A 16,438-nucleotide genomic window follows, 5' to 3' on the forward strand; every position below is an offset into this window, starting at 1 on the left:
TTACATGATCACAATCTATACTGTCTCAAGTTGTACTAGTTGTAAAAAAGCAAAAACCTGGCTAAACGCTCATCAATTAACTTATAAAGAACAAAATTTAGGCAAAGAAGGCATCACCAAAGAGGAACTTCTGGATATTTTAACCAAAACAGAAAATGGTATCGCGAGCATTGTTTCATCAAAAAACCGCTATGCTAAAGGTTTGGGTGTTGACATTGAAGAGTTGAGTGTCAACGAAGTTCTTGACATCATCATGGAGACCCCGCGTATTTTGAAAAGTCCTATCTTAGTGGATGATAAACGTCTCCAAGTTGGTTACAAAGAAGATGATATCCGTGCTTTTCTGCCACGTTCTGTTCGCAATGTTGAAAATGCAGAAGCTCGTCTGCGGGCAGCTCTCTAATCTTTGAATATAACTGAAAGAGTCGGGAAGAGAATCTCGGCTCTTCTTTTGGTTCGGGTTGACAGAGGGCTTTGGCGACTGGATGGATTGACAAGGGGCAGAACTGTGATACAATATCTCTGAGGAGGATGGAAGATGAAGAAAATTTTAGTAGGACTGGGATTGAGTGTGGCACTGCTAGCAGGCTGTGGACATAAAAAGACAGAGACGAATTCGAATGCGGCTGACAAGAAAGAAATCAGCAATAATCTGCCTATCATTGATAATGCCAAGCAGCAGGAAGTGATTACTCGAACGCTTGTTTTTCCAAAGGATGAACGAGGAAACCAGCAGAGTCAGACGGTGACTTATCAGGGAGAGCATTTTAAACGCTTGGTCATTGAAAGGCTGACTACGACTGATGATGAGATGAAAGAAGCCATCAAGCAAATGGGGCTGGAGGAAGCGCAGAAGTCGCTCAATGAGTCACTGGAGCAGGATGCAGACTATGTGCAGGCTCGTGGACTTCAAGGCTTCAGCGGTTCAGTGACAATTTTGAATGAGAACGAGCTGAAAATGACTTCCACCTATGACTTTGAGAGTTTGGATATCGAAAAAGCAGCGTCTATGCCTTATTTTCAAAATCTCAAGCTCAAAGAAATGATTAAGCTGACGCCAGAAGAATACATCAACAATCTCCTGATGAATGGAGCAGAAGAGCAGAAATAAGCTGCTCTTTTTTATTACATTTTAATGACAGAGTGACAATCAGTTTGACAGCGCCGTTTTTATAATGATATGATAAAATCAGTTCAATATTGAAGGAGATAAGACATGAGAAAATTAATTGTCTTTTTGCTGACAGCTTTGGCAATCTTAACAGCTTGCAGTCAGCAGTCAAATAGCAGTTCATCCTCACAGGGAGGGGCTGGAAAAGGAGATATTGTCACTAAGTCCTATAAAACTGAGAAGCAATTAGAACATGGAAAAGAAACCAGAATCTTAACCGTCAGCTACAGCGGACAGAAGTATGAGAAGGTTATCCTGCATGTCAGCAAGGCTATTCCTGACAACATCAAGGAAGCTCTGTCAAAACAGGATGTTTCCACCGTAAAGAAAGAAATGCTGTCTTTGATCGAGGAAGCGCTTGGTCTGAAAGAAGCAGTGAATATAACCGGTCTTGACTTGAAAACAGATATGACAGCGGAAGAGATTTCTCTGGAGATGACTATCGATCCTGAGAATCTAGACTACGAAGCAGCCAAAAAGCTTCCAAACTATGCGCAGCTGTTTGAGCAAATCGAGACCCTGAGTCCAGAAGAATTGCTGAACAAGTTTAAAGGAAGCGACGGTGTGGAAGTACCGTCTTCAAATTAGGAAGTTTCCATCCAGTTCTCTGAAGAGAGCTGGATTTTTGCTGGATTTCAGAGCCAGACTTCGGATAAATATTAGCTAAAGCTTATTGAAAAATTAGGAGAATTCGGGTGAATTAAATTTGTGAAAAGCCTATAATTATGCTATAATAGGGATATTCTAAAGAAAGAGGGTGTAATTGTGGGATTTACAGATGAAACAGTACGTTTTAATCTCGATGATTCAAATAAAAAGGAAATTAGCGAGACTTTGACCGATGTCTACAAGTCGCTCAATGAAAAAGGATACAATCCAATCAATCAAATCGTGGGATACGTACTCAGTGGTGATCCTGCGTACGTACCTCGCTATAACAATGCCCGCAATCAAATCCGTAAATACGAGCGCGATGAGATTGTTGAGGAGTTGGTTCGTTATTATTTGAAAGGACAAGGCGTCGATCTCTAATGAGAATTATGGGATTAGATGTGGGCTCAAAAACGGTTGGGGTTGCCATTAGTGATCCTCTTGGTTTTACGGCTCAAGGACTGGAGATTATTTCGATTCATGAAGAAAAGGGCGAATTCGGCCTAGAGCGCTTGGGCGAGCTGGTGAAAGAGTATAAGGTTGATAAGTTTGTTATCGGCCTGCCTAAGAATATGAACAATACCAGCGGGCCTCGAGTGGAAGCTAGTCAGGCTTATGGCCAGCGGGTTGCTGAGCTGTTTGGTCTGCCGGTTGACTATCAGGATGAGCGTCTGACAACGGTGGCTGTTGAGCGCATGTTGGTGGAGCAGGCGGATATTAGCCGCAGCAAGCGCAAGAAAGTTATTGATAAGCTAGCCGCACAGCTGATTTTGCAGAATTATCTGGATCGAAATTTTTAGAAAAGAAATGAAGGAGACACTAGTATGACACATGATCATAACCATGACCACGAGCATGAAGAGCGTGAATTAATCACCTTGGTTGACGAGCAGGGGAACGAAACTTTATTTGAAATTCTTTTGACCATTGATGGTAAGGAAGAGTTTGGCAAGAATTATGTTCTTTTGATTCCGGCTAATGCGGAAGAAGATGAGAACGGTGAGGTAGAAATTCAAGCCTATTCCTTTACTGAAAATGAAGATGGCACAGAAGGTGACCTGCAGCCAATCCCAGAAGACTCAGATGCTGAATGGGATATGATTGAAGAAGTCTTCAACAGTTTTATGGAAGAGCAAGAGTGACCTAGTCTCATTTCCAGAAATGGACAAGTGTGGGCGAAAAGCTAGCTAAACTTGACAGATGAAGGAAGTAGCCAAGGCTCGGCTATTTTCTATCTCGTATCATAAACATTAGAAAGAGGAGCGAGTTGCAATTCAGATTTGAATTCTGCTTCGCTGCTCTTTTTTGGGTAAGAAAATGAATGAAATTGAAGAATGGCTGAACAGCCGAATTGGGCTAAACTTTCGTTCGGGTCTAGGGCGGATGCAGCAGGCAGTAGCTCTTTTGAGGAATCCTGAGAGGGACTATCCAACGATTCATGTAACTGGTACAAATGGCAAAGGTTCTACTATTGCTTTTATGCGTCAGCTGTTTGCGGGGCATGGTCGCAAGACAGGAAGTTTCACCTCGCCCCACATGATTAGTATTCATGATCGGATTTGTATCAACGGCCAACCGATTGCTTCGGTTGACTTTATCCGTCTGGGTCAAGAGGTGCAAAAGATGGAGCAAGAACTGCTTAAAAGCCATGACCAGCTGTCCTATTTTGAAATTCTGACCTTGATTGCCTTTCTCTATTTCAAGGAGCAGGAAGTGGATTTGGCTTTGATTGAGGTGGGGATTGGCGGACTCTTGGACACGACCAATGTCATTACAGGAGATATTGCGGTCATCAGCTCTGTAGGCTTGGACCATCAGGAGACTCTGGGAAGGAGCTTGACGGCGATTGCGGAGCAAAAGGCAGGGATTTTCAAGCCGGGGCGGCCAGCGGTCATCGGACCGCTGCCAGAAGAAGCGCGATTGGTTTGTGAGCAGCGAGCTCAGGAGCTGGGAATAGAACTCTATCAGTATGGTTGCGATTTTTCTCTGGCAAATCAGATTTTTTCCAATTCGACTATGACCCTATCCAATCTTGAACTGGGCCTCAAGGGGGGCTATCAGGAGGAAAATGCAGCGCTGGCCCTGCAGGCTTTCCTGCTCTTCATGCAGCAGCAGGGCTGGGAAATATATTCTGCTAGGATTCGGACAGCCTTGCAGGAGACTCGTTGGGCAGGGCGTTTGGAAGAAGCCGGTCTAGGTATTTATCTAGATGGGGCCCATAATCTTCCTGCGCTGGAGAGGTTAGTAGAGTTCATCCAGAGTCAGCCTGACAAAGAGTGCCAGCTTCTTTTCGGTGCTCTCAAGCGTAAGGACTATAGCGCTATGCTGACTTATCTGCGAGAGGCTCTGCCAGATGTTCAGCTGACGGTTACTTCCTTTTCTGATGGAGATTCCCTTGGTCAAGCTGAAGTGGAAGGCTTCTTCTACATAGAGGATTATCGGCAGCTTATTCAGAATTTTAAGGAGAGGCAAAATGATAATCAGCTGCTTTTCATTACGGGCTCTCTCTATTTTGTTGCAGAAGTCAGAGCTTATTTGACAAGTTTATAAATTGACCGCCAGAGTCCCGCTTTGGTACAATAAAGACAGAAGAAAAAGGAGAATACTATGGCAATTTCTAAAAAGTTAATGATTTCAGGTCTAACTGCTGCGGCTATTTTGGCCTTGGCAGCTTGCGGTTCTAATCAGAACCAGACGGCACCTTCCTCTCAGTCTCAGTCAGTCGCTTCCAGCAAGCCAGCAGAGTCTTCGTCGATAGCTAGCTCGTCTAGTGCTGTCGATAGCAGCACATCTGCTTCAGCATCCTCTTCTGAGCAAGCAGCCAATGGCGAGCTGGATGGAAGCTATCAGACAAGTCATGAAGGCGATCAGCTGACCTTGCAGATTTCAGGAACTACTGGCCAGCTGACCAAGGTCGAGGCGGATGGTGAGCAGGAAATTGAACAGGTTCAAATTGATGCGACCAACCAGACTATGGTCATTGGAGATGATGTCAAGCGCTATCGCATTGAGGGCAATCAGCTGACTATCGAGGACCTTTCCCAAGAGCCTTATGATGATGACACACTGGTCTTTACAAAACAATGATGAAAGAGCCCTGTCTTGAATAGGGCTTTTATTTTTATCGGCCGTAATTTAGCGGTGAAATTATAAGGATAGCGGTGTTTAAATGATATTCTTGAATTTTCATCCACCAGAAATACAGTTTGCAGTGATATAAACGTTGTTTTAAGGCAGTTTTACTGCTATACTAGAATATATGCAATGAGATAGGAGAGTGTATGACTTTCAGGAAATTCCGCTTATTAATGTCAAAATACGGTTTCAGCATCATTATTATGCTGCTGGAGCTGGTCTTTGTCTTTGTTGCGTTCTTCTATTTTAATGAGAATGCACCCAACTGGCTGTCAGTAGCGATGATTGTTTTCTTGTATATTGGGACTATTTTAGCGATTGTCAACCGCAATATGCCGCCTGAGAGCAAGGTGACTTGGCTCCTGATTGCTGTGGTACCCGTATTTGGCTTCCTGCTCTATCTGATGTTTGGTGAGCGACGGTTGTCTAAAAAGGAAATGATTCAGCTGGAAAATATGGACTCTATGAAATTTCGTGAGGACAACAGCTACGATCTTCGTGTCCAGCTGAAAAAGAAAAACAAGTCAGCCTATGGTATTATCAAGTCGCTGCTGAGTATGGACAATAATGCGGATGTCTATGACGGTACAGCTTCTCGCTATTTTCCCATCGGTGAGGAGATGTTTGAGGCCATGCTGGCTGACCTGCGGGCTGCTGAGAAATTCATTTTTCTGGAATTTTATATCATCGATGAAGGGCTGATGTGGGACAGTGTTCTGGAAATCTTGGTCGAAAAAGCTGCTCAGGGCGTTGAAGTCAAACTGCTCTACGATGATATTGGCTGCATGGCCACTTTGCCGGGCGATTATACCCGTAAGCTGCGCAAGATGGGCATTGAGGCTTATCGGTTTAACAAGGTGATTCCGCGAATGACGGTATCCTACAACAACCGTGACCACCGCAAGATTTTGGTCATTGACGGTCAGGTTGGCTATACTGGCGGCATCAATCTGGCCGACGAGTATATCAATCATATTGTTCGTTTTGGCCACTGGAAAGATGGCGGTGTGCGCTTGGAAGGTCGGGCAGTCAAGGCTCTGACGCGACTCTTTCTCATGAACTGGTACATCAACCGCGGGGAAATCACAGACTTTGACAAGTACCATCTGGAAAATAAAGCTGTCGAAGGCAAAGGGCTTTACATTCCCTATGGTAGCGGGCCTAAGCCTATTTATAAGGGTCAGGTTGGCAAAACGGTCTATCAAAATATCATCAGTCAGGCTACGGACTATGTCTACATTACCACGCCTTATCTGATTATTGACTATGACCTGACGGAGGATATCAAGAATGCTGCTATGCGGGGAGTGGATGTCCGCATCGTGACTCCTTTCATTCCGGATAAGAAGCTGATTCAGATTGTCACTCGCGGAGCCTATCCGGATCTGATGGAAGCAGGGGTTAAGATCTTTGAGTACACACCAGGTTTTATCCACAGTAAGAACGTGGTGGCTGATGATGAATTTGCTGTGGTAGGGACAATTAACTTTGACTACCGCAGTCTGGTGCACCACTATGAAAATGCAGTCCTGATGTACCATACGGAGAGTATCCCAGCTATCAAGGAAGATTTTGAAGCAATTTTTGAGGCTTCTGAGGAAATTCTTCCTGAAAATCTCGATAGCAGCTGGTATCGTCGCTTTATCAAAGAAATCATGCAGCTCTTTGCACCCATGCTCTAATGCCAGAGGTGGGCAAGTTCTGCAGCAATATACAGAAAATCTGAGGTGGAAGTCTCAGATTTTTTGCATGTACTTTTTCTAATCGTGTTGAGATGTTTTTGTCATTTTCGCTTTTATACGGGGACGGATTTTTGCTCTGTTTTTACGAATGTAAAAAATAAAGGAATTTTTTAAGATGACAATGGAGAAAATTTCCAGTCAGCCGCTTGCTTATGAAACGAGAGAATATCGCTGTTTTCGGGAATTGGAGGAGCTGGCTAGAAGCTATAATGCTCAGAAGAAGGGTCAAGAGAAAGCTGACAGGAGGACAGGAATTTGATATACTAGATGGGACTGATATCAAGGAGAATATTTTATATGCATGATACAACGGAAGAAAAAGTTTTAGAGGTTTCAGAGGAGCAGCTGACTAGGGCTGAAAGGTCTGAGCAAAAAATTATCAAGCCAGAGCCGACGCCCTATTTTTTGACGCTCTTGTGCAGTTTGGCTATCAGCCTGCTGAGTGTGGTCAATCCTTTTTTGACCAATCTAGCAACGAATTTACAAAGTCAGAATCTTTATGCCGGTTGGGCCATGACTCAGGGGCAGGTGCCTTATTCGCAAATATATGGAACTAGTGGCCTGCTTTACTATCTTATGGCTTGGACCAGCAGCCTGGCTTTTGGCCAGCTTTTGTGGATGGTCTTTCAGACGCTGGCTCTTTGGCTGGCCGGACTTTTTCTGCACAAGACCTTGGTGCTCTTACAGCCTAAACAAGATCTATCGCGCAGCCTCCTGCTGCTCTTTTACCTGCTAGTCTTTGCCCTTGGATTTGGCGGCCTTTACTCTAGTATTTTTGTTCTGCCCTTTATTTTTTGGAATCTATCTTTTTGGGTGCGCTATCTGCAGGATTCAATCAAGGATGAAAAGTTCATTGTCTATGGAGCTTTTGGAGCCCTCGCTTTTATGATTGATCCGGTTTCCAGCCTAGTCTTCTATTCTTTGACTACTCTGGTGCTTTTGGTCTACAATATCGCAGCCAAGCGTGCGGCTCGAGGATTCTATCAGCTTTTAGCTGGTCTCTTTGGCTTCTCAGTGATTTTTTATCCTATCGGCTACTTTACTGTTGCTAATCGAACCTTTGGCCAGGCTATCAGTCAGGTGACCTATGCTTGGGATTCCATCAGCTTGATTGGCAGTCATAGTATTTCTAATTTGGTTTATTATGGCTTGCTGACGGTCGGTCTAGGTTTCATTTCTGCTTTGGGTATCAATCTCTTTTCAAGGGAAAAGGGGCAAGCAACCAGCCTGCGCGTCTTGCGCTTTATCGGTCTGCTAGGGCTCTTCATTACTGTCTTTGCGGCTTTTATCCTGCCAGATCAAGGCAGCTATCAACTGCTTCCTGCCCTGCCTTTTGCTATGATTCTTTTTGCTTTGTGGTTCAGTAAAGGCAAGCAGCAGGCACCAGGGCGTCATCGTCGAGATCGCCGTCGTCCTACGATGTGGACTTCCTATCTCTCGGGCCAGTTCTTTTTGCCACTCTTAGCCATTTTTTATCTGATTGGCTATCCTTTGGTGAATGAGTATATCCTTTCCAGCGGTGTCTCTGCTGAAAGAAGTAAAGCGGCTCAGTATATTAAGGAAAAGACCAAGGACGGGGACACTATCTATGCTTGGGATACCTCGGCTAGTCTGTATCAGAAGAGCGGCCGCCTATCTGCCGTCTCTCTCTTGTCTCCAACTTTGTATGTGGGAACGGCTGAAAATCGTCTAGGCCTTCAGAAGGGACTGGAAAACAGTCAGCCCAAGTATATTTTGGTTAACAATGATGTCAAATTGCTGTCAGATGTGAAGCAGCTAATTTCCCAAAATTACAAGGAAGCTGACCTCAAACTCGACCATTTCAAGCTTTATCAACTTAAGTAGTAAAATCAATATGTTGTGTATAAAAAGAAAAAATGACTTTTTTGCCACAACATATTGATTTTTAATTTTAACGTGCTATAATGAGACTTGTATCGACTTATTTATAAAATACTGTTCTTTGGATAAAACGCTGTCGGAGATTTCCTGGAAATTTCTTAGCAGTTGGCTAGTCTGAAGAGACTTGATTTGTCCTAAGGGCAGGAAAAGGAAGTGTTCATGATGATTTTAAGGGAAGAGAAGTTTGAAACTGCTCCAGCTATTTATGTGGAGAAGAGGGACGGCCGCAGGGTGGCTTTTGATGTGTCAAAGATCTATAAGGCTATGGTGCGGGCAGCTCAAGAAGTCGGTCCGCTGAATCCGATGCTGGAAGCCAAGCTAGAAGCTATCACAGACCGCATTGTGGCAGAAATCAGCAGTCGCTTCGCTAAGTATGTCAAAATCTATGAGATTCAGAATATCGTTGAGCATGAGCTTCTAAATGCCAAGGAATATGCCATTGCGGAGAACTACATCACTTACCGCACCCAACGGGATTTTGAGCGCTCAAAAGCGACTGATATCAACTTTACCATTGACAAGCTTCTCAACAAAGATCGTACGGTGGTTAACGAGAATGCCAATAAGGACAGCGATGTTTTCAATACCCAACGGGATTTGACAGCTGGGATTGTCGGCAAGTCCATTGGGCTTAAGATGTTGCCGCCTCATGTGGCCAATGCCCACCAGAAGGGGGACATCCACTACCATGATTTGGACTACAGTCCTTATACGCCGATGACGAACTGCTGTTTGATTGACTTTGACGGCATGCTGAAAAATGGCTTCAAGATTGGGAATGCAGAAGTAGAGAGTCCCAAGTCTATCCAGACTGCGACAGCTCAAATCTCGCAAATCATTGCCAATGTAGCTTCTAGTCAGTATGGAGGCTGCTCAGCGGATCGGATTGACGAAGTCTTGGCGCCCTATGCTGAGCTTAATTATCAAAAGCATCTCAAGGATGCGGAGCAATGGGTTTTGCTGGATAAGCAGGAAGAGTACGCCTGGGCGAAGACCAAGAAGGACATCTACGATGCCATGCAGTCGCTGGAGTATGAGATCAATACTCTCTTTACTTCTAACGGTCAGACTCCTTTTACTTCGCTGGGCTTTGGTCTGGGAACCAATCGTTTTGAGCGGGAAATTCAGAAGGCCATTCTCAATATCCGCATCAAGGGACTGGGAAGCGAGCACCGCACAGCAATTTTCCCTAAGCTGATTTTCACCCTTAAGCGTGGACTCAATCTCGAGCCGGGAACGCCTAACTATGACATCAAAGAACTAGCTCTGGAGTGTGCCACTAAGCGCATGTATCCCGATGTGCTTTCCTATGACAAGATTATCGACTTAACTGGATCGTTCAAGGTGCCGATGGGCTGCCGTTCTTTCCTACAAGGCTGGAAGGATGAAAATGGTCAGGAAGTCAACTCCGGCCGTATGAATCTAGGTGTCGTTACTGTCAATCTGCCGCGGATTGCGCTTGAGTCCGAGGGGGATTTGGATAAATTCTGGGAACTCTTTAATGAGCGGATGAATATCGCTGAGGATGCTTTGGTTTACCGAGTGGAGCGGACTAAGGAAGCCAGTCCAGCTAATGCACCGATTCTTTATCAGTATGGGGCTTTTGGCCAACGCTTGGGCAAGTATGATCAGGTAGACCAGCTCTTTACTCACCGTCGTGCAACGGTGTCCCTAGGCTATATCGGTCTCTATGAAGTGGCAGCAGTCTTTTATGGCGGCGACTGGGAGACCAATCCAGAAGCCAAGGACTTTACGATTGCCATTGTCAAAGATATGAAGCGTCGGGTGCAAGAGTGGTCAGATCAGTATGACTATCATTTCTCTGTTTACTCGACACCATCTGAAAGTCTAACTGACCGTTTCTGCCGTTTGGATACAGAGAAGTTTGGGGTTGTTCCGGATATTACTGACAAGGAATACTATACTAATTCCTTCCACTACGATGTGCGCAAGAATCCAACGCCTTTTGAAAAGCTGGACTTTGAGAAGATTTATCCGGAAGTGGGTGCTTCAGGCGGCTTTATCCACTACTGTGAGTACCCTGTGTTGCAGCAAAATCCCAAGGCTCTGGAAGCTGTCTGGGACTATGCTTATGACCGAGTAGGCTATCTGGGAACTAATACACCGATTGACCGTTGTTACAAGTGTAACTTTGAGGGGGACTTCACGCCGACCGAGCGGGGCTTTACCTGTCCAAACTGCGGCAACAGCGATCCCAAGACGGTCGATGTGGTCAAGCGGACCTGCGGTTACTTAGGAAATCCGCAAGCCCGTCCGATGGTCAATGGCCGACACAAGGAAATATCAGCTCGGGTCAAGCACATGAATGGCTCGACTATTAAGTACGAAGGAAATTAAGATGGGAAAGTATCAATTGGACGACAAAGGAAAGGCTCAGGTGCAGCGTTTCCATGAAAAACATTCGCAGGGAGGCAGCGGCAAAAAAGAACGATTGGCCAAACTGCGTCAGCAATTTTTAGAAAAGAACAAGAAACAATAGAAGTCAGAGTGGGGCGCAAGGCGGTCTCACTCTCTTCGTATCAGGAGGCACTATGGAACTGAGACGACCGAAGCTAGAAGACAAGGAAAAGATTTTAGAGATGCTGGCTGACTTTGAAGCAGCTGGCAGCCGGCAGGATGGCTTCTTTGGCGGAGCGGATTTTGTCTACGAGGACTGGTTGGAAACGATTCAGCTAGCTGAGGCAGGTCTAGGCTTGCCGCAAGGTTTTGTGCCTTACATCCAACTAATCTCTTTTGCTGCGGATGGTCAGGCTGTGGGCTTTCTCAATCTGCGCTTGCGGCTCAATGACTATTTGCTCCAAGAAGGCGGGCATATCGGTTATAGTATCCGTCCGTCTGCGCGTGGGAAAGGATTGGCCAAAGAGCAGCTGCGACAAGGCTTGCAAGTAGCCAAAAGTAAAAATATTAAACGAGTCCTAGTGACTTGCGATTGTGATAATGCTGCCAGCAGGTCAGTGATTATGGCTAATGGCGGGGCTTTAGAGGATATTCGAGGCGGGAAAGAGCGCTACTGGATTGATGTCAATTAAGGAGGGAGCATGGAGCTAAGACGACCAACTTTGGAAGATAAAGACGCGATTTTAGAGATGATTGCGGAGTTCGATGCAGCAAAATCCTATATGCACGGTGGCATGGGCTCCACTTGGAAACGAGCAAAGGATTATGAGGATTGGTTAAAGATTGTAGAGCAGCAGGAGGATGCTGCTAATTTGCCAGCAGGCTGGGTTCCTGCCATTCAATTTTTATCCTTTGATGAGACCGGCTTGCCTCTGGGCTTTTTAGCTCTGCGCTTGTCTTTGAATGACAAATTATTTGTGGAGGGCGGGCATATTGGCTATTCTATCCGCCCCAGTCAACGCAGAAAGGGCTTGGCTAAGTTGCAGCTAGAGCTAGGGCTGGCAGAGGCTAGAAAGCAAGGATTAGAACGAGTGCTGATTACCTGCGATGAAGACAACGAAGCCAGCCGCTGCACCATTCTCTCTGCTGGCGGTGTTTATGAAAATACAATCGACAGAAGTCAGCGTTACTGGATTGATGTCGATTAAGGAGGAAGCATGGAGCTAAGAAGACCAACTTTGGAAGATAAAGACGCAATTTTAGAGATGATTGCGGAGTTTGCTGCTGCAAAATCCTATATCCACGGTGGCATGGGCTCCGCTTGGAAGCGAGCAAAGGATTATGAGGATTGGTTAAAGATTGTAGAACAGCAGGAGGATGCTGCCAATTTGCCAGAAGGCTGGGTTCCTGCAATCAAATTTTTATCCTTTGATGAGACTGGCTTGCCTCTGGGTTTTTTAGCTCTGCGCTTGTCCTTAAATGACAAATTATTTGTGGAGGGTGGTCATATTGGCTATTCTATCCGGCCCAGTCAACGCAGAAAGGGCTTGGCTAAGTTGCAGCTAGAGTTAGGGCTGGCAGAGGCTCGAAAGCAAGGATTAGAACGAGTGCTGATTACCTGCGATGAAGACAACGAAGCCAGTCGACGCACGATTCTCTCCGCTGGCGGTGTTTACGAAAATACAATTGATAGAAGTCAGCGTTACTGGATAGAGTTAGATGGGGAGGTGTCATGAACAATCCCAAACCTCAAGAATGGAAAAGTGAGGAGCTGAGCAAGGGGCGAATTATTGACTATAAGGCTTTTAACTTTGTGGATGGCGAAGGCGTCCGCAACTCCCTCTATGTCAGTGGCTGTATGTTTCACTGTGAAGGCTGCTATAATGCAGCAACCTGGTCTTTCAACGCTGGCATTCCTTATACCCAAGAGCTGGAGGATCAGATTATGAAAGACTTGGCGGAACCCTATGTGCAGGGGCTGACCCTCCTAGGCGGCGAGCCTTTTCTCAATACAGGCATTCTCCTGCCCTTGGTCAAGCGGATTCGGAGAGAGTTGCCGGACAAGGATATTTGGTCCTGGACGGGCTACACCTGGGAGGAGATGATGCTGGAAACGGAGGATAAGCTGGAGCTGCTGAGTTTGATTGACATTCTGGTGGATGGCCGTTTTGACCTTACCAAGAAGAATCTCATGTTGCAGTTCCGCGGTTCTTCCAATCAGCGGATCATCGATGTGCAGAAATCCCTTGAGGCAGGCAAGGTTATCATCTGGGAGAAGCTCAATGATGGCTTGCAGGCCTATGAGCAAGTTGACAGAGATAAGATGCTTTAAAAAACAAGCAAAATACTGATATAAAAGAGGTTTCACCTCTTTTTCTGTTGCCAAAAACAGTATAAAATATTGGTTTTTCGAGAAGGGAGAAGGAATTTACTGAAAATTAATACAGACTGTCCTTTTTTGTCAACAAAATTTGAAAAAAACTAAAATATTTTTAAATATTTTAGTGTATCATAATGCATTTATGATATAATAAAATGTATTTATATCTCAGGGGAGAAAAAGGGAGAATTATGAATCATCATAGGAGAAATGTGCCTGCTTCTAAAAAGGGGAAGAAGCTTAGGCTCTTTAATGCAGCTTTACTGACATTGGTAAGCTTGGTTTCAGGTTTGCTGGTTTTTTCTATATTTAGAAATAATGTTCTGGCGTTTCATCACCTGAACCTTGTTTTGTCTGCTCTTTTGGCGGCTGTTATTTTACTGGCAGCCTTCTTTATATGGAAAAATAAGTTCAAAGTTTTGACCACGGTGCTTTTGCTTGTGACTTTGCTGGTATCCTCAGGAGCTATGTACGGGGTCAAGGAATTGATGGACTTATCTAGAGGTGTGAACTCTACTTCAAATTACTCTGAAATTGAAATGGCGGTTTATGTCCGAGCAGACAGCGACAAATCAGATGTGACTCAGCTGCAGAAGCTTACGGCTCCGACTGAAAATGGAGACAAGGACAATGTAACGGCTCTTCTGGAGCACATCAAGAAGACTAAAAAGACAGAACTCACAGTGGAAAACAGCTCATCTTATATCGCAGCCTACAAGGCCCTCATCAATCAAGAGACTGAGGCCATTGCCCTCAATAGTTCGTTTGGAGATATGCTGGCTTCTCACGATGCTGACTATGCTTCAAAGATAAAGAAAATCTATACTTATAAAATTACTCGTCAAGTAGAGACCGGCAAACGCAGGGATGATGCCAATGCGGATGTCTTCAATATCTATGTCAGCGGTATCGATACTTATGGCTCTATCTCATCTGTCTCACGCTCAGATGTCAATATCATCATGACGGTCAATCGCAAGACCAAGAAAGTCCTCTTGACAACAACTCCTCGTGATTCTTATGTGGCGATTGCAGACGGAGGGGCTGGGCAGATGGACAAGCTGACCCATGCAGGGATTTATGGAGTAGATGCTTCTGTCCACACACTGGAAAATCTTTACGGCATTCGCATTGACTACTATGTTCGTCTGAACTTCACTTCCTTCCTCAAGCTAGTAGACCTGTTGGGAGGGATTGATGTTGAAAATGACCAAGAATTTACCAGCCGACACGGCAATCATCATTTCCCAGTAGGGAAAGTCCATATGAACTCAGATCAGGCGCTTGGCTTTGTTCGCGAGCGTTACTCCCTTCAGGGTGGTGACAATGACCGCGGAAAAAATCAAGAAAAAGTTATCGAAGCAGTCATTAAAAAGCTGACTTCAACCAGTGCTTTGAAGAACTACAACGAGATTATTTCCGGCTTGCAGGACTCTATCCAGACCAACATGGAGTTGCCTGTTCTTATGAATCTGGTCAATACCCAGCTGGAGTCAGGAGGAAGCTATCAAGTTCAGTCACAAGCCATCAGCGGAAATGGACGCATGGATTTACCATCCTATGCTATGCCAGATTCCAATCTCTACATGATGGAAATCCAGCCAGAAAGCCTTGATAATGCTAAGGCAGCGATTCAGCAGCTAATGGAAGGAAAAGCACCATGATTGATATCCATTCTCATATTATCTTTGATGTGGACGATGGCCCTAAGAATTTTGAGGATTCCAAAAAACTGCTGGAAGAAAGCTATCGACAGGGAGTTCGGACCATCATCTCTACTTCTCATCGCAGAAAGGGTATGTTTGAAACGCCTGAAGAGACCATTAGCGCTAACTTTAAAATGGTAAAAGAACTGGCAGAGCTTGTAGCGCCTGACTTGACGGTTCTCTATGGGGCAGAGATTTACTACACCAGTGATGTGGCGGATAAGTTGGAAAAGGGGATTTTCCCCAGTCTAGCTGGCACACGCTATGTGCTGATTGAGTTTAGCATGGCGACGCCCTATAAGGACATTCATAAAGGCTTGGCTCAGATTCTGCGCTTAGGTCTAACCCCAGTCGTGGCTCATATTGAGCGCTATCACTGCTTGGAAAATGATGAAAAGAAGGTACAGGAACTCATTAATATGGGCTGCTATACTCAAATTAATAGCTCCAGTGTTCTAAAACCTAAGCTGCTTGGAGACTCGCATAAATTTATGAAAAAACGGGCTCAATTCTTTTTGGAGAAAGACTTGGTCCACTTTATTGCCAGCGACATGCACAATCTAAGCCAGAGACCGCCCTTTATGAAGGAGGCCTTTGCCATCGTCGCTAAGAAATACGGTTCCCGCCGGGCAGAAGCTCTCTTTGGCGGCAACCAAGCCTTATTATTGAAAAATGAATTGATTTAGGGGAAAAATGGAAAAACAAGAAAAGCAAATCGTAGAAATCGATATTTTGTCCTTGCTGAGAGCCTTATGGCTGAAGAAATTTACCATCGTGTTGGGAGCTGTGCTCTTTTCTTTGCTGGCTTTTGGCTACAGCGTCTTTATTGCTAAGAAAATGTATCAGAGTACCACGCGCATCTATGTGGTCAGCCGTCAGAACGAAACGCAGGCAGCTTTGACCAATCAGGATCTGCAGGCGGGGGCTTACCTCGTTAAGGACTTTAAGGAAATCATTCTGTCACAGGCGGTTCTGTCACAGGCGATTAGTGAGTTGAAACTGCAAACGTCACCAAGAGAGCTGACGCGTCACATCACCGTTTCCGTTCCGGCGGATACTCGTATCGTTTCGATTACAGTTAAAGATGACAATCCGGAGGAAGCGGCTCGCATTGCCAATGCCTTTCGTAATATCGCCGCTGAGAAAATCATCGAGGTGACAAAAGTTTCTGATGTGACAACTTTGGAAGAAGCAACAGTCCCAGCAGAGCCTTCTTCACCAAATATTCGGCGTAATGTTATCTTAGGATTTTTAGGGGGCAGCGTCCTGATGTCGATCTTTATCATCGCTGTAGAAATCTTGGATGATCGGGTGAAGAAGCCAGAAGACATTGAAGAAGTTATGGGCTTGACGCTGTTGGGCGTTATCCCAGATATGAACAGAATGTAAGGGA

20 protein-coding genes are annotated in these 16,438 nt (G+C 45.1%); all 20 read left to right on the plus strand.

The features are described from left to right. Nucleotides 1-4 precede the first annotated feature (4 nt). The 20 genes from spx to RG608_RS03925 all read left to right on the plus strand — a co-directional run bounded on the left by spx (nt 5) and on the right by RG608_RS03925 (nt 16,434). Nucleotides 5-403 carry a transcriptional regulator Spx gene (gene spx / locus RG608_RS03830; RefSeq protein ID WP_002894078.1) on the plus strand — a complete coding sequence of 133 codons (399 nt, stop codon included), beginning with the start codon at nt 5-7 and terminating at the stop codon, nt 401-403. 135 nt (nt 404-538) lie between these two features. Then, nucleotides 539-1,111 carry an SP0191 family lipoprotein gene (locus RG608_RS03835; protein WP_125434041.1) on the plus strand — a complete coding sequence of 191 codons (573 nt, stop codon included), beginning with the start codon at nt 539-541 and terminating at the stop codon, nt 1,109-1,111. Between the two features lie 105 nt (nt 1,112-1,216). Then, on the plus strand, nt 1,217-1,759 hold the full coding sequence (locus RG608_RS03840; protein WP_268687733.1) for a hypothetical protein: 543 nt from the start codon (nt 1,217-1,219) through the stop codon (nt 1,757-1,759). A gap of 177 nt (nt 1,760-1,936) precedes the next feature. Further along, on the plus strand, nt 1,937-2,203 hold the full coding sequence (locus tag RG608_RS03845) for an IreB family regulatory phosphoprotein (RefSeq protein ID WP_002894075.1): 267 nt from the start codon (nt 1,937-1,939) through the stop codon (nt 2,201-2,203). Further along, the gene (ruvX, locus tag RG608_RS03850; RefSeq protein ID WP_268687732.1) at nt 2,203-2,622 is read left to right on the plus strand and encodes a Holliday junction resolvase RuvX; all 420 of its coding nucleotides are present in this window, start codon (nt 2,203-2,205) and stop codon (nt 2,620-2,622) included. The genes RG608_RS03845 and ruvX overlap by 1 nt, the downstream gene beginning before the upstream one ends. A gap of 24 nt (nt 2,623-2,646) precedes the next feature. Next, the gene (locus RG608_RS03855) at nt 2,647-2,964 is read left to right on the plus strand and encodes a DUF1292 domain-containing protein (protein ID WP_268687731.1); all 318 of its coding nucleotides are present in this window, start codon (nt 2,647-2,649) and stop codon (nt 2,962-2,964) included. A gap of 175 nt (nt 2,965-3,139) precedes the next feature. Continuing rightward, nucleotides 3,140-4,372 (plus strand): folylpolyglutamate synthase/dihydrofolate synthase family protein, encoded by a 1,233-nt coding sequence (locus tag RG608_RS03860; protein WP_268687730.1) that lies wholly within the window; start codon nt 3,140-3,142, stop codon nt 4,370-4,372. A 57-nt stretch (nt 4,373-4,429) separates the two neighbouring features. Next, nucleotides 4,430-4,909, plus strand: coding sequence for an SP_0198 family lipoprotein (locus tag RG608_RS03865; protein ID WP_268687729.1), 480 nt, complete (start codon nt 4,430-4,432; stop codon nt 4,907-4,909). Between the two features lie 194 nt (nt 4,910-5,103). Beyond that, the gene (cls, locus tag RG608_RS03870) at nt 5,104-6,639 is read left to right on the plus strand and encodes a cardiolipin synthase (protein ID WP_268687728.1); all 1,536 of its coding nucleotides are present in this window, start codon (nt 5,104-5,106) and stop codon (nt 6,637-6,639) included. Between the two features lie 175 nt (nt 6,640-6,814). Further along, on the plus strand, nt 6,815-6,958 hold the full coding sequence (locus RG608_RS03875) for a hypothetical protein (protein ID WP_002899268.1): 144 nt from the start codon (nt 6,815-6,817) through the stop codon (nt 6,956-6,958). 38 nt (nt 6,959-6,996) lie between these two features. After that, the gene (locus RG608_RS03880; RefSeq protein WP_268687727.1) at nt 6,997-8,544 is read left to right on the plus strand and encodes a heme transporter CcmD; all 1,548 of its coding nucleotides are present in this window, start codon (nt 6,997-6,999) and stop codon (nt 8,542-8,544) included. A gap of 219 nt (nt 8,545-8,763) precedes the next feature. After that, a complete protein-coding gene (nrdD, locus tag RG608_RS03885; protein WP_125434094.1) occupies nt 8,764-10,959 on the plus strand; it encodes an anaerobic ribonucleoside-triphosphate reductase in 2,196 nt (731 codons plus the stop codon). A 1-nt stretch (nt 10,960) separates the two neighbouring features. Further along, on the plus strand, nt 10,961-11,101 hold the full coding sequence (locus tag RG608_RS03890; protein ID WP_002894059.1) for a hypothetical protein: 141 nt from the start codon (nt 10,961-10,963) through the stop codon (nt 11,099-11,101). 52 nt (nt 11,102-11,153) lie between these two features. Next, nucleotides 11,154-11,651 carry a GNAT family N-acetyltransferase gene (locus RG608_RS03895; RefSeq protein WP_268687726.1) on the plus strand — a complete coding sequence of 166 codons (498 nt, stop codon included), beginning with the start codon at nt 11,154-11,156 and terminating at the stop codon, nt 11,649-11,651. 9 nt (nt 11,652-11,660) lie between these two features. Continuing rightward, nucleotides 11,661-12,167 carry a GNAT family N-acetyltransferase gene (locus tag RG608_RS03900; RefSeq protein WP_268687725.1) on the plus strand — a complete coding sequence of 169 codons (507 nt, stop codon included), beginning with the start codon at nt 11,661-11,663 and terminating at the stop codon, nt 12,165-12,167. Between the two features lie 9 nt (nt 12,168-12,176). After that, nucleotides 12,177-12,695 carry a GNAT family N-acetyltransferase gene (locus RG608_RS03905; protein ID WP_268687724.1) on the plus strand — a complete coding sequence of 173 codons (519 nt, stop codon included), beginning with the start codon at nt 12,177-12,179 and terminating at the stop codon, nt 12,693-12,695. After that, complete coding sequence (nrdG, locus tag RG608_RS03910; RefSeq protein WP_268687723.1) at nt 12,692-13,291, plus strand: anaerobic ribonucleoside-triphosphate reductase activating protein; 600 nt, start codon at nt 12,692-12,694, stop codon at nt 13,289-13,291. Before RG608_RS03905 ends, nrdG begins: the two co-directional genes overlap by 4 nt. A 203-nt stretch (nt 13,292-13,494) precedes the next feature. Next, nucleotides 13,495-15,003 carry an LCP family protein gene (locus RG608_RS03915; RefSeq protein ID WP_268687722.1) on the plus strand — a complete coding sequence of 503 codons (1,509 nt, stop codon included), beginning with the start codon at nt 13,495-13,497 and terminating at the stop codon, nt 15,001-15,003. After that, nucleotides 15,000-15,731: a capsular polysaccharide biosynthesis protein Cps4B gene (cps4B, locus tag RG608_RS03920; protein WP_268687721.1), complete on the plus strand. Its 732-nt coding sequence runs from the start codon at nt 15,000-15,002 to the stop codon at nt 15,729-15,731. Before RG608_RS03915 ends, cps4B begins: the two co-directional genes overlap by 4 nt. A gap of 7 nt (nt 15,732-15,738) precedes the next feature. Beyond that, nucleotides 15,739-16,434 (plus strand): Wzz/FepE/Etk N-terminal domain-containing protein, encoded by a 696-nt coding sequence (locus RG608_RS03925; RefSeq protein ID WP_268687720.1) that lies wholly within the window; start codon nt 15,739-15,741, stop codon nt 16,432-16,434. Nucleotides 16,435-16,438 lie beyond the last annotated feature (4 nt).

The sequence above is a fragment of the Streptococcus sp. IsoGale022 genome (assembly GCF_031142805.1).
Lineage (GTDB): Bacteria > Bacillota > Bacilli > Lactobacillales > Streptococcaceae > Streptococcus > Streptococcus sanguinis_A.

Excerpts from the sequence above, each read along its gene's own strand:
- RG608_RS03890 (WP_002894059.1), top strand. The coding sequence starts at position 10,961 with ATGGGAAAGTATCAATTGGACGACAAAGGAAAGGCTCAGGTGCAGCGT.
- RG608_RS03860 (WP_268687730.1), top strand. The coding sequence starts at position 3,140 with ATGAATGAAATTGAAGAATGGCTGAACAGCCGAATTGGGCTAAACTTT.
- RG608_RS03840 (WP_268687733.1), top strand. The coding sequence starts at position 1,217 with ATGAGAAAATTAATTGTCTTTTTGCTGACAGCTTTGGCAATCTTAACA.
- RG608_RS03835 (WP_125434041.1), top strand. The coding sequence starts at position 539 with ATGAAGAAAATTTTAGTAGGACTGGGATTGAGTGTGGCACTGCTAGCA.
- cls (WP_268687728.1), top strand. The coding sequence starts at position 5,104 with ATGACTTTCAGGAAATTCCGCTTATTAATGTCAAAATACGGTTTCAGC.
- RG608_RS03900 (WP_268687725.1), top strand. The coding sequence starts at position 11,661 with ATGGAGCTAAGACGACCAACTTTGGAAGATAAAGACGCGATTTTAGAG.
- cps4B (WP_268687721.1), top strand. The coding sequence starts at position 15,000 with ATGATTGATATCCATTCTCATATTATCTTTGATGTGGACGATGGCCCT.
- RG608_RS03865 (WP_268687729.1), top strand. The coding sequence starts at position 4,430 with ATGGCAATTTCTAAAAAGTTAATGATTTCAGGTCTAACTGCTGCGGCT.
- RG608_RS03880 (WP_268687727.1), top strand. The coding sequence starts at position 6,997 with ATGCATGATACAACGGAAGAAAAAGTTTTAGAGGTTTCAGAGGAGCAG.
- RG608_RS03925 (WP_268687720.1), top strand. The coding sequence starts at position 15,739 with ATGGAAAAACAAGAAAAGCAAATCGTAGAAATCGATATTTTGTCCTTG.
- nrdG (WP_268687723.1), top strand. The coding sequence starts at position 12,692 with ATGAACAATCCCAAACCTCAAGAATGGAAAAGTGAGGAGCTGAGCAAG.
- RG608_RS03895 (WP_268687726.1), top strand. The coding sequence starts at position 11,154 with ATGGAACTGAGACGACCGAAGCTAGAAGACAAGGAAAAGATTTTAGAG.
- ruvX (WP_268687732.1), top strand. The coding sequence starts at position 2,203 with ATGAGAATTATGGGATTAGATGTGGGCTCAAAAACGGTTGGGGTTGCC.
- RG608_RS03875 (WP_002899268.1), top strand. The coding sequence starts at position 6,815 with ATGACAATGGAGAAAATTTCCAGTCAGCCGCTTGCTTATGAAACGAGA.
- RG608_RS03905 (WP_268687724.1), top strand. The coding sequence starts at position 12,177 with ATGGAGCTAAGAAGACCAACTTTGGAAGATAAAGACGCAATTTTAGAG.
- RG608_RS03915 (WP_268687722.1), top strand. The coding sequence starts at position 13,495 with ATGTATTTATATCTCAGGGGAGAAAAAGGGAGAATTATGAATCATCAT.
- nrdD (WP_125434094.1), top strand. The coding sequence starts at position 8,764 with ATGATTTTAAGGGAAGAGAAGTTTGAAACTGCTCCAGCTATTTATGTG.
- spx (WP_002894078.1), top strand. The coding sequence starts at position 5 with ATGATCACAATCTATACTGTCTCAAGTTGTACTAGTTGTAAAAAAGCA.
- RG608_RS03855 (WP_268687731.1), top strand. The coding sequence starts at position 2,647 with ATGACACATGATCATAACCATGACCACGAGCATGAAGAGCGTGAATTA.